The sequence below is a fragment of the Pseudomonas sp. ASL7 genome (assembly GCF_056680375.1).
Map to the genome: position 1 here is coordinate 919,093 of NZ_CM155279.1, position 18,709 is coordinate 937,801.

The following is an 18,709-nucleotide window of genomic DNA, read 5'->3' on the forward strand; positions in this document are numbered from 1 at the left end:
GGATGATGTGCGGTGGGGTGAGATAGATAAATTAGTAAGATTGTGGGTATAGACGTTAAAAAAAGTAGGTTGGTGGAGTCGGGTGGATGGCCGGTTTTCCAGCGTCCGCGCGGCAGCGGACGGGCCAAACCTGTAGGAGCGAGGTTGCTCGCGATGGTGTGTCAGCCACATTGATGTCTACTGACACACCATCGCGAGCAACCTCGCTCCTACAGGGGGGCATGCCGTGTCAGTCAGAGATAGATGACAGCATCCGTTGCAGCATGGCGTCGCACGCTGTGAGTTGTGCGAGGCTGACGAATTCGTCGGGTTTGTGGCCCTGGCCCATGCTGCCGGGGCCGCAGACGACGGTGGGAATGCCGACGGCGTCGAACAGGCCGCCCTCGGTGCCGAACGCCACGGTGCCGAACTCGCGGGAGCCGGAGAATGCAGCGATCAGTTCAGCCGCTTCGCTCTGCTCATCAGTCGCCAAGCCGGGATACGCCGACAGCTCACTGAAGCGGATCTCACTCTGTTCACTCACGGCCCGCATGCGCGGCAATACCTGCTGTTCGGCATAGGCCTTCAATTCCTGCGCCACTTCGCTGGGATCGTACGAGGGCAATGCGCGGATTTCGAAGTCGAAGCGGCAGTCGGCGGGAACGATGTTCAGGGCTTTACCACCAGAAATGACGCCGGTTTGCACCGTGCTGAACGGCGGATCGAAACGTGCATCGTGATGCTCGGGCGCTTTCAGTCGGTTACCGATCCGCCCCAGTTCACCGATCAGTTCGGCGGCAAATTCAATCGCATTGACCCCGAGCGGGGCGTAGGCGGAGTGACACGCTTCACCGTGAACATCGCAACGCATTGCCAGTTTGCCTTTGTGGCCGAGCACCGGCTTCAGCTCGGTAGGCTCGCCAATAATGCAGAGCATCGGTTTGACCGGGCGCTGTTCCAGCTCGACCAGCAGCGAACGCACGCCGAGGCAGCCAACTTCTTCATCGTACGAAAGCGCAATGTGCACCGGCAGCCGCAGCGACGCGTTCACTAAAGAAGGAACAAGGGCGAGCACGCAGGCGATGTAGCCTTTCATGTCCGCCGTGCCACGACCGTACAGGTTGCCGTCGCGCTCGGTGAGTTCGAACGGCGCAACGGTCCACGGCTGGCCGTCGACGGGCACCACGTCGGTGTGCCCCGACAGCACAATGCCCGGCTTGTCTGCCGGGCCGATGGTGGCGAACAGATTGGCCTTGCTGCGCTGTTCGTTGTAGACCAGTTCGCAAGGCACATCGAAGCGCGCGAGGTAGTCGCGCACGAATTCGATGAGGTGCAGGTTTGATTCGCGGCTCGTGGTGTCGAATGCCACCAACGTCTTCAGCAAATCGCGGCTGGTGCTCATCGGTCGTCTCCAGCGACGCCGTAGCCAGGGGATTTTTCAGGGGCAAGGGCGCGATCGATGTAGTCCTGGACCTGTGGGCGATAGGCATCCCACAGTTTTTCCAGCTGGCCGATCGGGTTTTCCTCTGCCCAGTCGACCCGCAGGTTGATGATCGGCCAAGTCAGTTCGCCGACCACCACCATCGCGGCCGAATGCACCGGCCCGGCTTCACCGCCTGCTGCGATGGCGGCTTTCATCGCAGCGAGCAAACGGTCCGCCAGTTGTCCTTCGCCGTGTTCGAACGCTTCAACCATGGCTTCGATCACGGAGCGATCCGCGAGCATGTTGCCAGCCGCCACACATTGCTCGCCGGACACGGCGTTGTGGTTGCCGAGGGTTTGCGCGCCGCTGAAATGGGCGGTTTGGCCGAGGTGGTCAATCGCGATGATCTGGCGGTATTGGCTGTAGCCATTGCGGGTCAGGGCTTTGTCTAATGCATCGAAGGGCGCGAGGCCTTGCTCCATGAGGGCCAGGACTTCCGGGCCGAGGGATGGCAGGGTGATGTTTTGCGTCGAAACCGCGCCAACGCCCGGCAGCAACCACGGGCAGCGGGCGCCGACGGCGATGCTGGAGGAACTGATCGCGATGCCGAACTGACCGGTTTCCGGGCAACGGGCGGCAATGGAGAAGGTCATGGTTTTGCTCCTTGGTTAGCCTTGGCGAAGGTGGTGTTTGCAGTGGCGCTTTCGCGAGCAGGCTCGCTCCCACATTTGGATCTGTGTGGCTCACAAATTTTGTGTTTACTGAAGATCCACTGTGTGGGAGCGAGCCTGCTCGCGAAGGCCGCGACTCGGTTTACTCAGGAATCACCGCAATCACATCAATCTCCATCAACCACTGCGGCTGCCCCAATGCCGACACCACCAGCCCGGTCGAAATCGGAAACACACCTTTAAGCCACTTACCCACTTCCTGATAAACCGGCTCGCGATACCGCGGGTCAATCAGGTAGGTCGTGGTTTTAACGATGTGGCTAAGGTCGCTTCCAGCCTCTTCCAGCAACTGCTTGACGTTGCGCATGGCTTGCTCGGCCTGGGCACGCGGGTCACCCAGACCCACCAGATTGCCCTCGAAATCAGTACCGACCTGACCCCGGACATAAACGGTGTTGCCCGCCCGAACGGCTTGGCACAGGTCGTTGTCCAGGCTCTGGTTCGGGTAGGTTTCCTTGGTGTTGAACATGCGAATACGGGTATGGGTTGGCGTGGACATTTGAAGCTCCTGAACAATGACTTAAGCGCTGACAGTGTTTTTGTGGGCGAGCGGAACGGTTTCAGTCTGACGCTGCGCCGCATCGTGGTAGTCGAGGTATGAACGCTGGATGGCGATGTGATCAGCCACGTACTTGGCGTCATGCCAAACACCCCAGATGAACGATGACCCGCGACGGGACTGCCACGGCAGGCCGAGGAAATACACGCCGGGCTCATTCGACACACCGCGCTGATGCTGCGGCTTGCCGTTGTCGTCGAAGGCGTTAACCTTGAGCCAGCTGTAATCGGTGGCAAAACCGGTGGCCCAGATGATCGAGGTCACGCCGGCTTTGGCCAGGTCGAGCTGCAGAATCGGGTTCGTCACGCAGGCCGGGTCCGGGAAGGTAATGCGCGCTTCCGGTTCTTCCGGCAGGTCCAGGCCATTGCGTTCGATGTAGGCGTCGGCGGCATTGAGCAGTGCCAGGTAGTTCTCGTCGCCGCGCGCCAGGTTGTCGGCCAGGTTTGGCTGAAAGGTCGCCACGCCGGCGTTGAACGATTGGGTCAGGCCGACCAGCGTCATCCCGCGATGCGCCAGCCCACGGAAGTCCACCGTGCGACCGCCATGGGCACCGCTCACGGCGATGGTGACGTGTTCACGGCCCGGCTTCATCGCCACTTGATCCCATTCGCCGAGCACGCCCAGCCACCAGCAGAAATCACGGTTGCGATAGGCGCGAGGAGGGCGGTCGTGGGCGCCAACGGAGAGGTAAACCTTCTTTCCTGCACATTGCAATTCATCGGCGATTTGCACGCCGGAGGAGCCTGCGCCGACAACCAGCACCGCGCCTTCGGGCAGTTGCGCCGGATTACGGTAGTCGGCCGAGTGGATCTGCAGGAAGGGCTGATCCTTCGGTGCAATCGGCGGGATAACCGGACGCTGGAAAGGCCCGGTGGCGGCCACCACGCGGTTGGCCTCGATCACGCCTTCAGAGGTTTCGATGGTGAAACCAGGGCGGCCGATGTTGCGTTCCACCTTCAGCACATCCACGCCAGTGCGGATCGGGGCGTTGAATTTCCTGGCGTAGGCTTCGAAGTAATCGGCGACACGTTCTTTCGGGGCAAAGCCGTCGGGGCTGAGATCGTCAAACTCAAGACCGGGAAACCGGTCGTGCCAGGCCGGGCCATTCGCGACCAGCGAATCCCAGCGGCCGGTGCGCCAGCGCTCGGCAATACGGTTGCGCTCCAGCACCAGGTGCGGCACCCCAAGCTTGCTCAAGTGTTCACTCATGGCCACGCCAGCCTGACCGGCGCCAACAATCAGCGTATCTGTTTTTATTTTTTCAGTGGTCATCTCAATACCCTTCGAAGTTGGAGTTAGGTCGCTAACGGCCTGCCATTTCTTGGGCTCAAGACTAGGGATCACCCTGGTATCGGTAAAATATTATTAAGCTGGCATTTGAGTATAAATAACTGATGCAGAGCGTTTGATTCGGCGGGGCTGTAAACTGGCCGCACTTTTTATCACCTCAACCAAGGGTTCCCCATGGCAAACCAAGACATCGCTTTTACTCCTGATCCTGACGCCGATTCCATCTCCTCCGACGTCGCCGGTTTCGGCGGCATTCTGGTCTCCACCCAGATCCCGACTCGCGCCGACGGCAGCCTGGAGCTGGGCGACATCGCGCTGCAGAGCGAGTGCACGTTGCAGGCGTTGAAGGTCGCCCTGGAACGCGCCGGCAGTTCCATGGAGCGGGTCATGCACCTGACCATCTACCTGACCGACATGGCCGACCGCGCCGCGTTCAACGAGGTTTATAAGCGTTTCTTTGCCAAGCCATGGCCGGTTCGCGCGGCAGTGGGGGTGGCGGCATTGGCGGTCGAAGGCATGCGTGTGGAAGTGACCGCGATGGCAGCGAAGCGCTGAGTGAGCGTGAAGCGGCATTAGCCGTTACTTCGCCTTCCAGTGACCACCGCCCGACTCGCAATCAATCTTTGCCTGACTCAAGTGCTCGGCGTCGTAGTAATACGTCGTGACCTGAGCATTGTCGGGAATGTTGAGCGACTTGGCGTTCTTGTCCTTGCTGGTGGAGTGAGGGTTGGCCAGCGACTCTTGCGTCATCGTGGCAACGCAGGTGGCCTGATAATGGTCGGCGCATTGTTCGACCTTCTTTTTGGTGCTGGTCAGCATTTCCTTGCTTTCATTGCTGCACGACCAATCGATGGAACCCACCGGCATGCCGTCGTACTCATAGCAGCTATGGGATTCGACGGCCGGCACCGACGGGCTTTCGGAGCGGGTCAATACGTCACAGCCTTCAGCGAAAACCAGGGCAGGACTCAGGCAGGCGATGAGAAGCAGCAGCCTACTGTTCATCGGGATTTCCTCTCCAGTGGCGCTTCACTTGATCAAAATCAGCGCTGATAGCGTTTCGAAAACGCAATGAGGTGCCGGGTTCAATTGAAGGGCCCAGTGGTATGCTCGCGGGGCGAGCCCCCTCGCCACAATGGGCGCTTCATACCAATTTTCACAAAGGACTGAACATGACATTGACTGTCGAAAACCTGGTCAGCATTGCAATGACCAATCCCATCAACGCTCAAATTACCGCACGCTTGCCTTCACTCGGTTTGAGTCAATGCATGCTCACGGCGGGCTGCCTTTTCCAGGCTGTGTGGAATCATCAGGCGCAGCAGCCGGCCGATTGGGGTATCAAGGATTACGACGTTTTTTACTTCGATACCGATCTGTCCTGGGAGGCTGAGAATGAGGTGATCAACTCGGCTAAGCGCCTCTTTGATGACATCGACGTTAATATTGAGATCAAGAATCAGGCTCGCGTCCACCTTTGGTACGGTCAGCGGTTTGGCACTTCTTATCCTCAGCTCCAGTCAGCTAAAGACGGGATTGATCGTTACCTGATTGCGGGGACATGCATCGGGCTGGATGCTGAAACCGGTGAAGTCTATGCGCCCAATGGCCTGGCAGACATCGAGCAAGGCATTCTTCGGATCAACCCAAAAAATGCCCAACCCTGCTTGTTCGATCAAAAGGCGAAAAGTTATCAGGCTCGCTGGCCATGGCTCAGGATCCTTTATCCAAAAGGAGACTGACTCATTTGATCCACGGAACGTAGATGCGCAATGCGAAATTCCGATGTGCCAAACTATAGGTTGGTTAACGTAAACGAGTGGCCTGAGCATTGATCGAAAGACGCCAATTTAGCGGAGGCATGAAGGGGAAGAACCTTCGCTATCTGAACGAGAACCCCAACGAGCCTGTTCAAATGACACGGACAGGCTTTTTGCTGCTCGAACATTTTTCGCTGCCTGCGTTTACGCAAGCGCTGGATACGATTGTCACCGCGAACCTGCTACGGCCCAGGCTGTTCTCTTCCCGAACGTTCGGCTTGCATGACGCAGAAGTGGTCAGCGATCTGGGACTGATCATCCGGCCAGATGCCCGGATCGATTATTCAGCGATTCAGAACCTGGACCTGCTGGTGGTGTGTGGCGGCTACAGGACAGAGCTGAAGGCGACGGATGAGTTGATCGGTTTGCTGAGAAATGCGTCCGACCACGGCGTCAGCCTGGCCGGATTGTGGAATGGTGCATGGTTTCTGGGGAGCGCGGGCTTGCTGGATGGCTATCGTTGTGCGATTCACCCCGAACATCGTCCCGCACTCGCGGAAATTGCCAAGGCTGCGCAGGTCACCAGTGAGCCCTACGTGATCGATCGAGACCGGCTCACGGCATCCAGTCCGTCAGGCGCATTCCACATGGCGCTGGACTGGATCAAAGGCTTGCACGACAAAGCCCTTGTCGAGGGAATCGAGGACATCCTGGCGTTCGAGGAGTCCCGCTACCGGCGCATAAAACCGACTGAAAATATCTGTGTCAGTGCACCTCTGCGCGAGGTGGTGAAACTGATGCACGCCAACCTTGAAGAACCTCTGGAGCTTGAGCAACTGGCGGTCTACGCCGGCCGTTCACGCCGACAACTCGAGCGTTTGTTCAAGGAGCAACTGGGCACGACGCCGCAGCGCTATTACATGGAGCTGCGGATTACCGAGGCGCGGCGACTACTTCAACACACCGAACTGTCCCAGGTGGATGTGTTGGTAGCGTGTGGTTTTGTGTCGCCGAGTCATTTCAGCAAGTGCTACAGCTCATACTTTGGCTACCGGCCGTCCAAGGAAACGCGACTCGTCAAATAGCCATTCCGGTCGCGTCCAGGTTACCCAGGAGCCACTCGATAAAGCTTCGCGCCAACGGATTGTTTTCACTGTCGCGATGGGTCAGCAAGGCCCAGCTCGGGCCGCGAATGGTGTCGTCCACCAACGGGTGCAACAGTCCGCTGGAGCGCGCTGGCTGACTCAGCAACTGGCTGACCAGCGCGATGCCGAGCCCCGCGCACGCAGCGTCCAGCAGCAGGCCGGGATCGGAAAAGTTCAGGCCCTGATCCTTCTGGCCGACGTCGATGCCAGCCTCCACAGCCCAGTGACTCCAGTCCATTTCCCGCTCGCCGTGAAGGGTGGTGCGCTGTTCGATGGGCATTGCCAGCACATCCGGGTGACAGGCCGGGTAGAGGCGGTCTGCGTGCAGCACCTTGAAGCTGCACTCGGCCTGGGAGCTGATGTCATCGCGCACCGAGAGGTCGATGGTCTGGGTGGTCATGTCCGGGACTTCGTCGGTGCTGAAAATCCACAAATCAACTTCTGGATGCTGACGGCGAAAATCGCCAAGGCGTGGCAGCAGCCAGTGCCGGGCGAACGTCGGCGTGGTGTTGAGCACCAGTTGGTTGGGTTTCTGGTATTGCCCGAGGCGGCGAATGCCCACGGCCAGTTGCTGCAATAGCGCCTGGGTGGTGCTGAGCAAATCGTGGCCGGCATCGGTCAGGCTGACACTGCGTCCACTGCGAAAAAACAACGGCTGTTCAAGGTACGCCTCAAGACTGCGGATTTGCTGGCTGATGGCTGACTGGGTCAGGTGCAACTCGTCGGCGGCCTTGTGAAAACTCCCCAGCCGAGCGGCCGCTTCAAAGCCGCGAAGGGTGCTGAGCGGGGGCCAATGCTTGAGCATACTGATAAGTTCCTCTAATCACTTTTCTACTAAATCCATCGTTTGTTGGCCCGTTTTTACAGCCGTAGCATGCATGCCAAGACCGCTAAGGCAGTTTTGTTGAACACAATGGCTTAACTAAAGGGTTTTTATCATGCCGCATGTCATGCAGCAAAACGAACGACAAAACAGTGGCTGGTGGATGCCGGCAGAGTGGGTAAAGCACGCCGCGACCTGGATGGTCTGGCCGCACAATCAGGCCCTTTGGGAGTCGGGTTGGCACGTGACGTTGCCGCTGGTGCAGGCCGATTTCGCACGGGTGGCCAACGCCATTGCCCGTTTCGAACCGGTGAAAATGGTGGTCGACCCGTCTGCTGTCGCGAGTGCCAGGGCACTGTGCGGAGCCAACATCGAACTGATCGAGTTGGCGGTCAACGACAGTTGGTGCCGTGACTCCGGCCCGAGCTTCATCTGCCACCCGCAACAGGGGTTGGCCGGGGTGAGCTGGCGCTTCAACGCGTGGGGCGGGAAGTCGGCGCACGACCTGGACGAAAGCCTGGCGCGCCGCGCACTCAATCACCTCGGTGTGCAATGTTTTGGCACGCCGCTGAGTAACGAGGGCGGCGCGATTCATGTCGACGGTGAGGGCACGCTGATCACCACGGAATCGGTACTGCTCAATGCCAATCGCAACCCGGGCATGAGCAAGGCGGAGATGGAAGACATCTTCACGCGTCTGCTGGGCGTAAAAAAAACCATCTGGCTACCGGGCGATCCGGACCACGTGACCGGCGACATGACGGACGGCCATGTCGATGGCGTCTGCGCGTTCGCACGCCCCGGCGTATTGCTGGTCGACGCGACCCACGACAAGCAGTCGGTGTATGCCGAAGTGGTCCGGGAAAACCGCCGTGCGCTGCAACTGGCTACCGATGCCCGAGGGCGCACGTTCGAACTGATCGATCTGTATGAAGCCACCGATGCCGTGGACACCGACGCCGAAGTGTTCTGTGCCTCGTACACCAACTTCTACATCGCCAACGACGCGATCATCATGCCGGCTTATGGCATTGAGGCCGATCAGGCGGCTGTCGACGTGCTGACTCAGGCCTTCCCCGGGCGAGAAGTGGTGCCGGTCCGAATCAATCATCTGGCCCATGGCGGTGGCGGGGTGCATTGCATCACCCAGCAACAGCCCGTCTGGCCAGTGGAGGGTTGATGCCATGACTTTGTTGACGATTGCCACCACCCAGATGCCTTGCACCTGGCACTTGCCACATAACCTCGATCAGGCCGAACAGCTGGTGCGAGAGGCGGCGGCCAAGGGCGCCCAAATCATCCTGCTGCAAGAGCTGTTTGCCACGCCATATTTCTGCATCGAACAAAGCTATAAACACTTGGCGCTGGCCGAAGAATACCGAGACAGCCATGTACTCAAGCGCTTCGCCGCATTGGCCAAGGAGTTGGGCGTGGTGCTGCCGCTGAGCTGGTTCGAGAAGGCCGGCAATGCCTATTTCAATTCCTTGAGTGTGGCGGATGCCGACGGACGCCTGCTGGGTGTGTACCGCAAGACCCATATTCCCAACGCCATCGGTTATCAGGAGAAGGAATATTTCAGCCCCGGCGATACCGGTTTCCGTGTGTGGGACACGGCGTTCGGACGCATCGGTGTGGGGGTCTGCTGGGATCAGTGGTTCCCCGAGACCGCCCGTTGCCTGGCGTTGATGGGTGCCGAAGTCTTGCTGTTTCCCACGGCCATCGGCTCTGAGCCTGGCTGCGCAACGCTGGACTCCCGTGACCATTGGCAGATGACCATGCGTGGTCATGCCGCCGCGAACATTCTGCCGGTGGTGGCCGCCAATCGCGTCGGGCGGGAGGCAGCGACCCTCGATCCGAGTTTGCAGATGAGCTTCTACGGCTCGTCGTTTATCTGCAACCACAAGGGGAAATTGCTCGCCGAAGCAGGCCGTGACAGTACCGGCGTGCTGGTTCACAGCCTGGACTTGAACGCGATTCGCGAAGAACGCCTGAGCTGGGGCATCTACCGCGACCGTCGCCCGGAGATGTATGGGGCGCTGTTAAGTCAGGACGGTCGTCACCTTCACTCACGCTGGGCTACTCAAGGAGTTTGATATGCGTATTGCCAACAGAGTGTTGGTCGGTGCCTTGGCACTGACCTGGGCCTTGCCATCGCTGCACGCCGAAGAGAAAACCCTCAGGCTGTACAACTGGGCCGACTATTTCGCCGAAGACACGTTGACCCAATTCACCGCCGAAACCGGGATCAAGGTGATCTACGACGTCATGGATGGCAGTGAAACACTGGAAGCCAAGATGCTGGCCGGCGGCAGTGGGTATGACCTGATCTTTCCCGGCGACACCGTTGCCGAGCGCTTGATGCGCGCCGGCAGCCTGCTGCCGCTGGACCGCTCAAAACTCACCGCCATGGCTGACATCGAGCCCGGCTTGCAGACGCTGCGCAAACAGTATGAACATTCGAGCCAGGCCACCGTCCCTTACACCTGGGGCACTATCGGTCTGACGTACAATGCCGAACAGATCAAACAGCGTCTGCCGGATGCGCCCGTCAATAGCTTGGACATGCTGTTCAAACCGGATCTGGCTGCCAAATTTGCCGACTGCGGCATCTCGATGATTGATTCCCCGGATGAAGTGCTGGCGGTGGTGCTCAATTACCTGGGGCGCGAACCACGCAGCGCCAAGCCTGAGGACCTGGCCGCAGCGAGTGAGCTGCTGTTGAAACTGCGGCCGTACATTCGCAAGTTCCAGTCGCAGCCAGTGACCGATCTGGTGAATGGCAACCTGTGCGTGTCACTCGGTTACAGCGGCGACATGACCCAGGCGCAACGGACATCGGATAGCGCCGGCAAGAAAACCACGTTCCAGTACCGCATTCCCCGAGAAGGCACCACGGTGTGGATGGACACCATGGCGATTCCGGTCGACGCCAAACATCCGGAATACGCCTATGCGTTCATCAACTTCGTCATGCGGCCGGAGAACATGGCCGCCATCAGTAACTTCACCGGCTACCCGACCTCGAATGCCAAGGCGCGTCCAAGCGTGGATGCGAGCATGCGCAACAACCCGGACATCTACCTCGATGAGGCCACCTATGCACGATTGATTTCGGACAAGGACATTCCCCAGTCGGATATGCGGGCACGCATGCGGACCTGGACCAAGTTCAAGACGGCGACTGCGAAATGACTTCAAAACCGCGCAAGCGCTCGTTCAAATATGACAGCCCTGACTTCGCTGCCGGCTACATCAACACCTTCGTGATCAATGTGGCGATCATTGCGCCGACACCAGCCGTTGGCTTAGTTCAGTTTTAACCAGCGAGCGGCGCAGTCGGCGGTTGTCTCTGGTCCCGTGTTGAAGGCAATGACTGCGTCGGGCGCGCCTTTATGCACGGCGTTAATAACCACTTCGAACAGGGGCAAGCTCTTTGGCGGAAGGCGAATACCTGCCCCGATGACGACGCAGTTGTAGGACTTTCTAGCTAACTGTTTTTCCAGCAAGGGACCGGCGGTTTTGTCGGGCGGGACCAGACAGAGGTCAGCCTGCCATCCCCGATCCGCCATGGATGCCATGGCAATCGCTATGCCTGCTTGTATCTTTTCGACAGTCAAACCCGGGGGTAAGGCCGGGTCGGAGAAATCCACGGTTTCCACCGTTTGCCCGATGAACAATACCTGTGTCATGTGACTTCACTCCGCTGTTGGAAATGCCTTTACTTGTATTCAATACCCGCTTGGCCGGTTTTTGATGTCGAGCGCAAAGCGTAGTAGGGGGGTAGATGGTTCGGCTTCCGCTGGTCGGCTCAAAGTGCCCTGGAGGCTTGTGTGTCGCTGTGATTAATGATAAGTGGCTGTTTTAAAACAAAAAATATTTTGCGTAGGGCTTCCCGTACGACGCGAAAGTTGATAAATTTCCGCGCAAGTTACAGGGGCGTCGCCAAGCGGTAAGGCAGCAGGTTTTGATCCTGCCATGCGTTGGTTCGAATCCAGCCGCCCCTGCCATTTCCTGCCGGTGGGTGACAGCCCCACCACTTGCAGTACACCCAATCGGTGGCTGTACTCTCCAGCAAAAATACCCTACACATCCTCGAATACCTTGAGCCGTACCCTGCTGCGCGCTGAACGGCGCGATGTGCCCGACATAAATCTGCGTATCAGCAACGTCTTCGTCGACACCTCCGATTTGAAGCAGGTGATCAACTGGCTGCCGTCAGTAAAAAGAACCGCCCACTCGTCAGTAGACGGCAATTTTTTGGTGGCAGAGAGTCGACCTCTAGCAGTTATAAACCCCCACCGCACAACGCCGCACTGTGCGCCGTGCTGTCCCGGCCACACTGACTGGTGTGAGCGGGCGCCCGACAACCGCTTCGGCAGGTGAAATAACGCTGTGTACGCCAGGGACCGACAGGGTTTCGCCGAGTTCAAGCGCGCCGATCAGGACGAACCCGAACACCAGCAAACCACCCGTTTTCATCAAGAGGTTCATTTGAGTTTTCCTCGCACAAAGTTCTTCGGCAGGTCGTCTCCGTTGGGAAGGTCTTTGAGCTCGATTTTTTTGGCATTCGTCGAATTATTGAACGCGAAGTCGTCAGCGGCCACTTCATCGCCGGTTTTCCAGTCCCGCAACTGAATGCTGTACTGCGGCCCGCCGGTCACCTGTTTAGACGTGATGACATAGCGGCAAGGGTAAGGGCGGTCGCCTTGGGCGATCCAGATTTCCCAGTCGACGTCCTTGGTTCGAAAGGCCAGGTGATCGCATTCCACGCCGCCGATCACACCACTGCCCAAATCCTTGATGTCGTTCACACCGTCCATCAGTTCTGCTTCAGGATTGGACACAAACAGGTCTGCGCCGGGTAACGGTCGGTTGTACTTATCCCTGAGTTCATCAATCAAATGATCAAGCGTTCCGGGTACCTCGACCTGGGTGTAAGCGTTAGCGTTTTTGCCAAACAGGGTCAGGGTCTTGCCATCGAACAGCATCTCGACGTCGGTAAATCCGCCCGAACGGTTATTGCGGATTTTGTCTGGCCGGTTGATGACCAATGTGCCGGATGCGGCCAGTGCGAGTTTCTGATTTTGTTTGGTGACGACGTCAAAGTCAGTGTCGTAGTTAAACGATATTTTTTTTTGCGCTGACATATAGTCAGACATGTTCTTGAGCAGACTTTTGGCAGCGGCCTCATCGGCATGTGCGGCGATCGGGCTACTCAATCCAACAACTAATGCCAACCCCGCGCCAGCGAGGCGGGCAGAGAGCTCACTCAGCTTTCGGGCGATCTTTTCCATGGAAGTTCACCACTGCAAGAATGCTGGAGGACCAGCGAGAACTTATAACGCTAGTCCCGTCACCCGCATTTCGCCGCTTATTGAATGACCACTCATCTGACCTGTAAATCATTGCTTGGGTTAATAACAAGGTTTATCAGGTGGCCTGTGGTCTCTTCGTAATGCCCTTCACAAAGGATTGGGACACTCGCTTTTAAGTGGGTCAGAGTCGTCTATCGGTGCTGGAAAACGAGCACCGTCTATGACGAAAAGGCTTACTTGCAGGCTTTAACGCGGCGCGGATCAACGTTGATAGAGGCGCCGATGGAGGTGGCCACAGGTTGACGGAGAGGCTCAGGGCGTGAGGGGGCGGTGCGTCAAGATCAAAAGCTGAAGGCGAGCTAACGCTCGGCCTGATGAGTGGTGAGAAGCGGATGTACACCAATCTGCTTTTATGTGGGAGCGAGCCTGCTCGCGATGGACGTGAACGATAACGCGTGCTGTCTGGAAAAATGCGTTGCCTTCGAATTCATCGTCGGAACGCCGCCCGGAGCAGGCTCGCTCCTACATTGCTCGCGAAGCTGTTGATCTTGCCATTGCCTTGCCTTGCTTCGTCTTCAGATCTGCCGAGCCTTAGCGAGGCACCGAATGGCGGGGCAAGAGCGTTTGGTTACTTTGGGTTGGGCCGCACAGGCTTTTCAAAGTGCCCCGCCGTAAGGGTGCAACCCAGAAAACCGGATATACACCCCAAAGCGTCTGCCTGCGCAGCTTCTAACGAAGATCCAAACACCCGACGAACATAGGCCAGCCGCCGAATCCGATGACCCGAGCTTGAGCCAGAAGCGCAAGCGTCTCGCAGGGAAACCGACGAGGGCGTGTTGCCCAAGCGGCTACTCCTCAGTGAATCAGCTATGGACTAACGCGATCGCAAACGAGACCACGATCATGCACGCAAACGCAAAATTGAGATTCATGAAGTTTCCCCCGAGATATCAAAAGTGCAGCCATCTTGAACAGGTCGGAAAAAAATAAAAAATTCGGCTTCATGATTTAAAGGATCAAGGAAATTGATGACAACCTGACACTCACTGCGTGCCAAACATCGCCGTCCAGTAAATCCCCGCATCACTCTTCGGATCCACCGCATACGCTGCCCCGAATTCCCGGAACTGCGGGTTCATCAGGTTGGCGCAGTGCCCCGGACCGTTCAGCCAACCATTGACCACCTTGGCAACGGTGTCTTGTCCGGCGGCGATGTTCTCGCCAAGCTGCTGGCCGATGTAACCCGCCAGTTCAGCCCGGTCACCCGGTGTACGACCCTCGCGGTCCTTGTGATCAAAGAAGTTATTGTTGGCCATGGCCCGTGAATGGCCCTCCGCTGCGGTGGCCAGCATGGCGTTCCAGGCCAGCGGCGTAGTCGCGGCGAAGGATTGTGTGCCGCACTGACGGGGTTGGCTGCGGGCGATATTGAGCGCTGCCAGCAGCTTTTGCCCTTCAGCCTGTGTGTCGCCCAGACGTGCGCTCAACAACGGACGCGCCAGCACAATACGCCACTCACGCCCCTCCCGACTGACGCCAACATCGACGAATTGCGGGTCCAGCACCACTTGGCAAAAACTTTCCTGAATCGCTTTCATCGCCGCCGGCGCATCTCGCGGCCCGGACAGGCTGATCGCCTGCACGTTGACCATCGGATACCCCGCGCTCGCCATGGCCTGCTGCAGATTGCCAACACTGGTGGCGGACAGCGCCAGACGTGGATCGCCCGCCAGCGGCGGCAACTCTCCCGCAGGCTGACCCGCGCAACGCTGCACCTGGCTGCGGTAGAGGTTGATCGAGTCAATCAGTTGCATTTCGTCGGCCGCCAGTGTTTGCCCGGCGAATAACAGCGCCAATGACAACGCGGCAAAACGTGTAATGGATGAAATCAAACGCATCGAAATTCCCCTTGGGCTGACTGCGCCCATGATGCGCGATACCCCCCCTGCGAACGCAATGCCTTTTCGCGCCGAAATACAGTTTATTCGCCGTCTGTTGGAATGAATTCTGGCTACTACAATCAAGCCAGATCGCCAATAAGACGCGCGACAGCGTCGACATTTAGAGTTTCAAACGCGGTTAACTCAGAAGGGTCGATCATGCGATTTATCTGGACAGCAACTTGCCTTGTATTAACCCTTCTCACCGGTCACGTGATGGCGGATAACGAGGAACAAAAAAAAGAAGTGGCCGTAGACAAGGCCCAGGTCCTGGAGCAGAAAGCCGCGGAGAAAGGCAGCGACGTGCCGGTACCCAAGGCCGAAACTATCACAACCTCCGAAGTGCAGGCAGTCGATCCGGCAGGAAAAGCGCCGATGGACGAGGCAATCACCTGCCTGGCTCGTTCCATTTACTGGGAAGCCAAAGGGGGGGGGACGGCAGACATGGAAGCCGTCGCCAACGTGGTCATGAACCGACTGGGTCATGAGGGCTTTCCGGATACAGTGTGCGGCGTGGTCAAGCAAGGCTCCGAGAAAAAGAGCTGCCAGTTTTCGTGGTGGTGTGACGGGCGTTCCGATCAAGCCCAGGAAGAATCCCAATACGTGATTGCCAAGGAAATCGCCCGCAAAGCACTCAACAAACAACTGAGCGACCGAACCCATGGCGCCATGTATTTCCATGACCGCCATGTGAAACCCGATTGGGCCAAAAAATACATCAAGACCGCCGAGACCCGCAAATTTCTCTTCTATAAGCCGCATGAGGGGGCTGCGAAGTAGGCGTCTGTATTTCGCGAACACTTCGGATAGCCAACGGCACGGCAGACGATGCGATCTACTGCATGGCCTTGCTCATGTAAGCGCCGCCATAAAAAAAGGCACCTTCATCGTTTGATGAAGGTGCCTTTGGCGTTGGGGCCGGGCCTTACATTTCCATGCCCAAAAAGATCAGCGTATTGCCGTGGGCTTCAGCCGCTGCGCGTTGGTTGTAGCTGTCGCGATGCGAGCAGTTGAAGCCATGCTCGGCTTCCGGATAGACGACAATTTCGACGTTATCGTTGGTGTCGAAACGCTCGGCGATTTTCTCCACGGCGTCCAATGAAATGTGGCTGTCCTGTTCACCGAAGTGCATCAGCAGCGGCACTTGGATTTCATCGGCCCGATCCAGTTGATTCTGGATCCCGCCGCCGTAATAGGCGATCGCCACGTCCACCAGGCCATTGGCGGCGGTGTGGTACGAGAGCAAGCCGCCAAAGCAATAACCGATGGACGCGATCCCGCCGTCCAGACCCGGATGAGCTTTCAGGGCGTCGATGGCCAGTTCGATGTCGAGCTGCGCTTTTTTGATGTCGGTGGCATTCATCAGCTCGACCGCGCGTTTCCAGCCGGCTTCGTCGTAGCCCAGTTCGATGCGGTGGCCGTTGCGCCAGAACAGGTCCGGTGCAATCACCAGATAGCCGTCGGCGGCGTATTGCTCGGCGACAGAGCGGATGTGCTCGTTGACGCCGAAGATCTCCTGGATCAACACGATCCCCGGACCTTTTTGGGTATGAGGAATCGCCAGGTAAGCGCCGAATTTACCTTCGGCGCTGTCGATTTCGATCCATTGGGTGGTCACGGCCATGGTGGCTCCTGTCTACGCAAGTGAGGTGGGGATGAAGCTTGCTACGGTAACATTTCAACGATTGTTACGGTGCCAGAAGAATTGCGCCAGCAGCGTATCCAGGCTCAGCTTGCCGGCACCCGAGAGCAACAATGGCATCAGGGCGGCGAGATAGATCAGCGGCAGTTTGAAGTTGCCGTGGCCCTTGTTGCTGATGGCGTAACCTTGGGCAAGCTCACTCAATGTAGACCAATCGGCCGGCCAGTGAACGGCAGCCGTGGCAACAACGGTGACCACGATCAGAACAATGGCCGACATTCGCGTGCCAAAACCCACCAGGATGGCGAGGGCGTAAATCAACTCGGCCCACATCGACAGTTCCCAGTTCAGCGTCGCCGACACAGGGTCGAACGGAAACGGGAAGCGGTCCTGGATGTTGGCGAACCAGTTTTCACTGCCCGGTGCCGCACTTGCCTTCGCCACATTTGCCTTCAGCCGCTTTTTCCGCCGTATCGGCTTGGCCAATCGACAGGCACATTTCATCAAGGGGGTGTATCTGCGATGTGTCTTTGGCGTGGGGTTTTATTGGGGCGGTGTTTCAGAAGCGGGGCTGTACACACTTTGATACGTCCGACACAAATAAACTGTGGGAGCGAGCCTGCTCGCGATAGCGGACTGCCAGTCAACATTAATATTGACTTGCAGTCCGCTATCGCGAGCAGGCTCGCTCCCACAGGGACTGGTGTCATTTCATTGAATTGGGGGAAAGGCGGGTTACGCCAAGCGCGAGCTGTGGATTACGCAGCTTCAATGGTTTTGCTGTAAACGGCACAGGTGTTCGGGTACTCAGCCAACGACTTGAAACTGCGACTGTTGGCGTCCAGCGCATCGACCGAACCGGTTTCGATGTCGTAAACCCAGCCATGCAGGTTCAATAGCCCTTTTTCCTGAGCCAGTCGCACACTAGGGTGGGTCTGAATGTTGGCCAGTTGGGCGATCACATTTTCCCGGACCATCGAACTCACTTTTGCCGCGTCATTGGCGTGAGGACGGGACTCATTGATGACTTTCGCCGACTCCGCGTGTTGCAACCAGCCGCTGACGGCGGGCAGGTGGTCCATGCATTTGCACTGGGCGACAGCGGTCATGGCGCCGCAGTCCGAATGGCCGCAGATCACGATGTCGGTGACGCCCAGTACCGCGACTGCATACTCGACGGTGGCCGATACACCGCCCGGATGCGGGCTGTAGGACGGCACGATATTGCCGGCGTTGCGGATCACAAACAGTTCACCGGGTTCTTGCTGGGTCAGCAGTTCCGGCACGACACGGCTGTCGGAACAGGTGATGAACAGCGTGCCAGGGTGTTGCGTGGTGGCGAGGTGTTTAAACAGGTCGGTGCGTTGTGGGAAGGCTTCCGTCTGGAACTTCAAAAAACCGTCGATGAGCGCTTTCATGGTGTCTTCCTTATACGTGATTCAAATGATGTTCCCGTAGCAGCTGCCGAGCCCTGTAGGAGCGAGCTCGCTCGCGAAGAACTTGAGGGCAACGCGTTTGTTCAGGAAGAACGCGTTTTCGTTAACCTCCTTCGCGAGCGAGCTCGCTCCTACAGGGCTCGGCAGCTGCTACAGCTTTAGCGGCCGGTATCTGCTTAGAAAGGACGCAGTGGCAGGAACTTGCCGTCGAGGGTGATCACGGCGCGGGAGCCGCCTTCCGGGTCTTCGACTTTCTTCATGTCGAGCTTGAAGTTGATCGCGCTGATGATGCCGTCGCCGAATTGCTCATGAACCAGGGCTTTGAGGGTGGTGCCGTAGATCTGGATCATCTCGTAGAAACGGTAGATGGTCGGGTCGGTCGGGACACCCGAGAGACTGCCGCGCAGCGGAATGATCTGCAGACGGGCCACGGCGTCGGCGTCCAGGTCGAGTTTCTCGCCAATCACTTTGGCGGCGCTTTCCGGCAAGGGGTGCTGACCGAGCAGGGCCGCAGTGACGTAGGCCAGACCCAGGCCGGTGCCGTCGGTCAGGTCCTGCCAGGACAGGTTTTTGCGCGCCTTGGCATCGAGGATCGATGTGGTCAGGACCAGGCTTGGGTCGTTGTAAGCGTGGGACTGTTGCATGGGGTTGCTCCTATCGGGTGGGTAC

23 protein-coding genes and 1 tRNA gene are annotated in these 18,709 nt (G+C 58.1%); 9 read left to right on the top strand and 15 right to left on the bottom strand.

The annotated features are described in order from the left end of the window. Nucleotides 1–229 precede the first annotated feature (229 nt). The 4 genes from argE to AC1MDT_RS04245 form a co-directional block, all read right to left on the bottom strand. A complete protein-coding gene (gene argE / locus AC1MDT_RS04230) occupies nt 230–1,381 on the bottom strand; it encodes an acetylornithine deacetylase (RefSeq protein ID WP_480420836.1) in 1,152 nt (383 codons plus the stop codon). Next, nucleotides 1,378–2,055, bottom strand: a complete 678-nt coding sequence (locus AC1MDT_RS04235) for a DUF1028 domain-containing protein (protein WP_480420837.1) — start codon at nt 2,053–2,055, stop codon at nt 1,378–1,380. Before AC1MDT_RS04235 ends, argE begins: the two co-directional genes overlap by 4 nt. A gap of 160 nt (nt 2,056–2,215) precedes the next feature. After that, nucleotides 2,216–2,632, bottom strand: a complete 417-nt coding sequence (locus tag AC1MDT_RS04240; RefSeq protein WP_046027689.1) for a RidA family protein — start codon at nt 2,630–2,632, stop codon at nt 2,216–2,218. Between the two features lie 21 nt (nt 2,633–2,653). Further along, nucleotides 2,654–3,964, bottom strand: coding sequence for a flavin-containing monooxygenase (locus AC1MDT_RS04245; RefSeq protein ID WP_480420838.1), 1,311 nt, complete (start codon nt 3,962–3,964; stop codon nt 2,654–2,656). A gap of 192 nt (nt 3,965–4,156) precedes the next feature. On the opposite strand from AC1MDT_RS04245, the gene AC1MDT_RS04250 reads away from it, so the two are divergent. Further along, nucleotides 4,157–4,537 carry a RidA family protein gene (locus tag AC1MDT_RS04250; protein WP_480420839.1) on the top strand — a complete coding sequence of 127 codons (381 nt, stop codon included), beginning with the start codon at nt 4,157–4,159 and terminating at the stop codon, nt 4,535–4,537. A 24-nt stretch (nt 4,538–4,561) separates the two neighbouring features. Here the strand turns inward: AC1MDT_RS04250 and AC1MDT_RS04255 are convergent, their stop codons facing one another. Then, entirely contained in the window at nt 4,562–4,987 is a 426-nt protein-coding gene (locus tag AC1MDT_RS04255) for a hypothetical protein (RefSeq protein WP_480420840.1), read from the bottom strand. A 167-nt stretch (nt 4,988–5,154) separates the two neighbouring features. On the opposite strand from AC1MDT_RS04255, the gene AC1MDT_RS04260 reads away from it, so the two are divergent. Both AC1MDT_RS04260 and AC1MDT_RS04265 read left to right on the top strand, forming a co-directional pair. Further along, nucleotides 5,155–5,724, top strand: coding sequence for a nucleotidyltransferase family protein (locus AC1MDT_RS04260; protein ID WP_480420841.1), 570 nt, complete (start codon nt 5,155–5,157; stop codon nt 5,722–5,724). An 89-nt stretch (nt 5,725–5,813) separates the two neighbouring features. Next, a complete protein-coding gene (locus AC1MDT_RS04265) occupies nt 5,814–6,827 on the top strand; it encodes a GlxA family transcriptional regulator (protein WP_480420842.1) in 1,014 nt (337 codons plus the stop codon). Here the strand turns inward: AC1MDT_RS04265 and AC1MDT_RS04270 are convergent. Next, the gene (locus AC1MDT_RS04270) at nt 6,820–7,692 is read right to left on the bottom strand and encodes a LysR substrate-binding domain-containing protein (protein ID WP_480420843.1); all 873 of its coding nucleotides are present in this window, start codon (nt 7,690–7,692) and stop codon (nt 6,820–6,822) included. The two genes, AC1MDT_RS04265 and AC1MDT_RS04270, sit on opposite strands and share 8 nt — an antisense overlap. A 145-nt stretch (nt 7,693–7,837) precedes the next feature. Between AC1MDT_RS04270 and AC1MDT_RS04275 the strand changes: the two genes are divergently transcribed. From AC1MDT_RS04275 to AC1MDT_RS04290, 4 genes are read left to right on the top strand one after another with little or no spacing between them, the layout of a single operon-like run. Further along, nucleotides 7,838–8,890 carry an agmatine deiminase family protein gene (locus AC1MDT_RS04275; RefSeq protein WP_480422701.1) on the top strand — a complete coding sequence of 351 codons (1,053 nt, stop codon included), beginning with the start codon at nt 7,838–7,840 and terminating at the stop codon, nt 8,888–8,890. 4 nt (nt 8,891–8,894) lie between these two features. Beyond that, complete coding sequence (aguB, locus tag AC1MDT_RS04280; protein ID WP_480420844.1) at nt 8,895–9,803, top strand: N-carbamoylputrescine amidase; 909 nt, start codon at nt 8,895–8,897, stop codon at nt 9,801–9,803. Nucleotide 9,804: 1 nt separating this feature from the next. Beyond that, a complete protein-coding gene (locus AC1MDT_RS04285; protein ID WP_480420845.1) occupies nt 9,805–10,902 on the top strand; it encodes an extracellular solute-binding protein in 1,098 nt (365 codons plus the stop codon). Further along, nucleotides 10,899–11,030 carry a hypothetical protein gene (locus tag AC1MDT_RS04290; protein WP_480420846.1) on the top strand — a complete coding sequence of 44 codons (132 nt, stop codon included), beginning with the start codon at nt 10,899–10,901 and terminating at the stop codon, nt 11,028–11,030. Before AC1MDT_RS04285 ends, AC1MDT_RS04290 begins: the two co-directional genes overlap by 4 nt. On the opposite strand, the gene AC1MDT_RS04295 is transcribed toward AC1MDT_RS04290, so the two are convergent. After that, the gene (locus tag AC1MDT_RS04295; RefSeq protein ID WP_480420847.1) at nt 11,016–11,399 is read right to left on the bottom strand and encodes a hypothetical protein; all 384 of its coding nucleotides are present in this window, start codon (nt 11,397–11,399) and stop codon (nt 11,016–11,018) included. The genes AC1MDT_RS04290 and AC1MDT_RS04295 overlap by 15 nt on opposite strands. A gap of 243 nt (nt 11,400–11,642) precedes the next feature. Here AC1MDT_RS04295 and AC1MDT_RS04300 point away from each other — a divergent pair. Next, nucleotides 11,643–11,717, top strand: a tRNA-Gln gene (locus AC1MDT_RS04300). Nucleotides 11,718–11,988: 271 nt separating this feature from the next. Here the strand turns inward: AC1MDT_RS04300 and AC1MDT_RS04305 are convergent. The 3 genes from AC1MDT_RS04305 to AC1MDT_RS04315 form a co-directional block, all read right to left on the bottom strand. Further along, nucleotides 11,989–12,201 carry a hypothetical protein gene (locus tag AC1MDT_RS04305; protein ID WP_480420848.1) on the bottom strand — a complete coding sequence of 71 codons (213 nt, stop codon included), beginning with the start codon at nt 12,199–12,201 and terminating at the stop codon, nt 11,989–11,991. After that, a complete protein-coding gene (locus AC1MDT_RS04310; protein WP_480420849.1) occupies nt 12,198–13,004 on the bottom strand; it encodes a DUF2092 domain-containing protein in 807 nt (268 codons plus the stop codon). Before AC1MDT_RS04310 ends, AC1MDT_RS04305 begins: the two co-directional genes overlap by 4 nt. Before the next feature lie 1,064 nt (nt 13,005–14,068). Beyond that, nucleotides 14,069–14,920 (bottom strand): CAP domain-containing protein, encoded by an 852-nt coding sequence (locus tag AC1MDT_RS04315; RefSeq protein WP_480420850.1) that lies wholly within the window; start codon nt 14,918–14,920, stop codon nt 14,069–14,071. A 201-nt stretch (nt 14,921–15,121) separates the two neighbouring features. Here AC1MDT_RS04315 and AC1MDT_RS04320 point away from each other — a divergent pair, with 201 nt between their 5' ends. Further along, the gene (locus AC1MDT_RS04320; protein WP_480420851.1) at nt 15,122–15,742 is read left to right on the top strand and encodes a cell wall hydrolase; all 621 of its coding nucleotides are present in this window, start codon (nt 15,122–15,124) and stop codon (nt 15,740–15,742) included. Between the two features lie 145 nt (nt 15,743–15,887). On the opposite strand, the gene AC1MDT_RS04325 is transcribed toward AC1MDT_RS04320, so the two are convergent. From AC1MDT_RS04325 to cynS, 5 genes are all read right to left on the bottom strand, one after another. Beyond that, nucleotides 15,888–16,586, bottom strand: a complete 699-nt coding sequence (locus tag AC1MDT_RS04325; RefSeq protein WP_480420852.1) for a dienelactone hydrolase family protein — start codon at nt 16,584–16,586, stop codon at nt 15,888–15,890. A gap of 54 nt (nt 16,587–16,640) precedes the next feature. Continuing rightward, nucleotides 16,641–17,048 (bottom strand): HvfX family Cu-binding RiPP maturation protein, encoded by a 408-nt coding sequence (locus AC1MDT_RS04330; RefSeq protein ID WP_480420853.1) that lies wholly within the window; start codon nt 17,046–17,048, stop codon nt 16,641–16,643. Next, nucleotides 17,017–17,103: an HvfA family oxazolone/thioamide-modified RiPP metallophore gene (locus tag AC1MDT_RS04335; protein ID WP_480422703.1), complete on the bottom strand. Its 87-nt coding sequence runs from the start codon at nt 17,101–17,103 to the stop codon at nt 17,017–17,019. Before AC1MDT_RS04335 ends, AC1MDT_RS04330 begins: the two co-directional genes overlap by 32 nt. 259 nt (nt 17,104–17,362) lie before the next feature. Then, nucleotides 17,363–18,022, bottom strand: a complete 660-nt coding sequence (locus AC1MDT_RS04340) for a carbonic anhydrase (RefSeq protein WP_480420854.1) — start codon at nt 18,020–18,022, stop codon at nt 17,363–17,365. 194 nt (nt 18,023–18,216) lie between these two features. After that, on the bottom strand, nt 18,217–18,684 hold the full coding sequence (gene cynS / locus AC1MDT_RS04345) for a cyanase (protein ID WP_480420855.1): 468 nt from the start codon (nt 18,682–18,684) through the stop codon (nt 18,217–18,219). Nucleotides 18,685–18,709: the final 25 nt, after the last annotated feature.